The sequence below is a fragment of the Actinocorallia lasiicapitis genome, from assembly GCF_054778695.1.
Window position 1 is genome coordinate 1 of the sequence record NZ_BAAGZI010000687.1, and the last position, 1,562, is coordinate 1,562.

2 protein-coding genes are annotated in these 1,562 nt (G+C 70.7%); one reads left to right on the forward strand and one right to left on the reverse strand.

Annotated features, from left to right (window positions below):
• Positions 1-873: DUF6492 family protein (locus ACYVE7_RS33765; RefSeq protein WP_460370607.1), on the reverse strand; the 873-nt coding region annotated here is incomplete at its 3' end.
• Positions 874-959: 86 nt separating this feature from the next.
• Here ACYVE7_RS33765 and ACYVE7_RS33770 point away from each other — a divergent pair.
• Positions 960-1,562, forward strand: a 603-nt coding sequence (locus ACYVE7_RS33770) for a hypothetical protein (protein WP_460370610.1), incomplete at its 3' end; no start/stop codon positions are given.

Genomic DNA, 1,562 nt, shown 5'->3' on the forward strand with positions numbered 1-1,562 from the left:
CTGGGCGCAGCGGCGCAGCACGGCGCGCCGGGTGTGCAGGGTGGTCGCCGAACGGGCCGAGATCATGACGGCGACGGCGTCGGGGCCGAGCCGTTCGGCGAACGCCTCGGCGCCCGCCTCGTCGAGGGCGTCGTGCTCCCAGTAGTTGTGGCTGACCGGTCCCGCGCTCGCGGTGGCCGCGCCCGGCGCCCACAGCTCGTCGACGAACACCCCGTACAGGATGAACTCCGAGACGTGCAGCCGCGAGCAGAACACGTCCAGCCAGTCCCGTCCGGTCACCTCGGTGACGCGCCGCTGCATCGCCCGCACCACTTCGGGATCCCAGAAGTTGAGGGGGTTGACGTAGTCGGCGTACGGCGGTCCTGCCGGGGGCAGGCCGAGCAGGTCGCGGGCGACGGCGTGCCAGCGGACGTGCCGTTCCAGGCCGGCGGTGTCGTCGATCGCGCCGGGGGTGCGGGTGATCCGGAGGGTGCCGGAGTCGCGGAAGGTGTCGGCGGTGACGGGCCGGACGAACGCGACGTCGGAGTCGGCGAGCAGCACCACCCGGGCGTCCAGGCGCACGGTCGCGGCGATCTTGATGGCCTGCTGGAGGACCCAGCCGCGCACCGGCGGCCAGGGCCTGGCCAGGTTCAGCCAGAGCGCGCGCGGCAGGGCGCGGGGCAGCGGCCTGATCCGGGACGGCAGCAGTTCGGGGACCGTCCAGATCCGGCAGCGCGCGCCGCCGAAACGGGAGAACAGGTCGCGGTCGGCGGCCGGCACCACCACATGGTGGACGGTGCCGGGCGGCGTGTGTGCCAGCACCGAGGCGTGCAGGTCGATGAAGAGCGGAAGGTCGGGGCGGTAACTCGGGGTGAGAACGGCCAGTTCCGCCATGCAGACCTCCCCGAAATCCTCACCGAAAAGTCCCTGTCGAGGCGATGCTATCCCTTTCCTCCACGGTCCGGAACGCAGGTGAACTGATGGATTTCTGGGGAACGGTGACCGTTCTGTTCCGGCGCTGGTATATTTCGGCGGCCGCGTTCGGGGTCGCGTTGCTGGCGATGGTCGGCGCTTATGTTTCGGTTCCCGTCTTCTATGTCTCCGGCGCGACTCTGGTCCTCACCACTCCTTATTCGGCGCCGAAAGTGGACGGCCGTCCCGCCGACACCGCCAATCCGCTGCTGAACTTCGACAAAGGGCTGAGCCTTTCCGCGTCGATCGTGATGACCGCGATCTCCACGCCCGAGGTGACGAAGGAGCTGGGGGCGTCGCCGAAGGGCGATCCCGCTTTCACGATCAACAGCGGCAACCCCAATCCGGAGGCGCTCGCGCAGAGCCCGTTCCTGTTCATCACCGGCCGGAGCACGAACCCCGGGGAGGCGCGGGCGATCGTCCAGCGGGTCGTCGACAAGGCGCGGTCGGTGCTGGCGTTCCAGCAGGAGCTGCGGAAGGTGCCGCGGCAGGCGTTCATCACCCTCAGCGTGATCACCCCGCCGATCGAGCCGCTGCCGGAGCGGGCGGGCAAGCTGCGGGCGGCGGCCATCGCGCTGGGCAGCGGCGGGGTGGCGAGCCTCGGCGCGGCG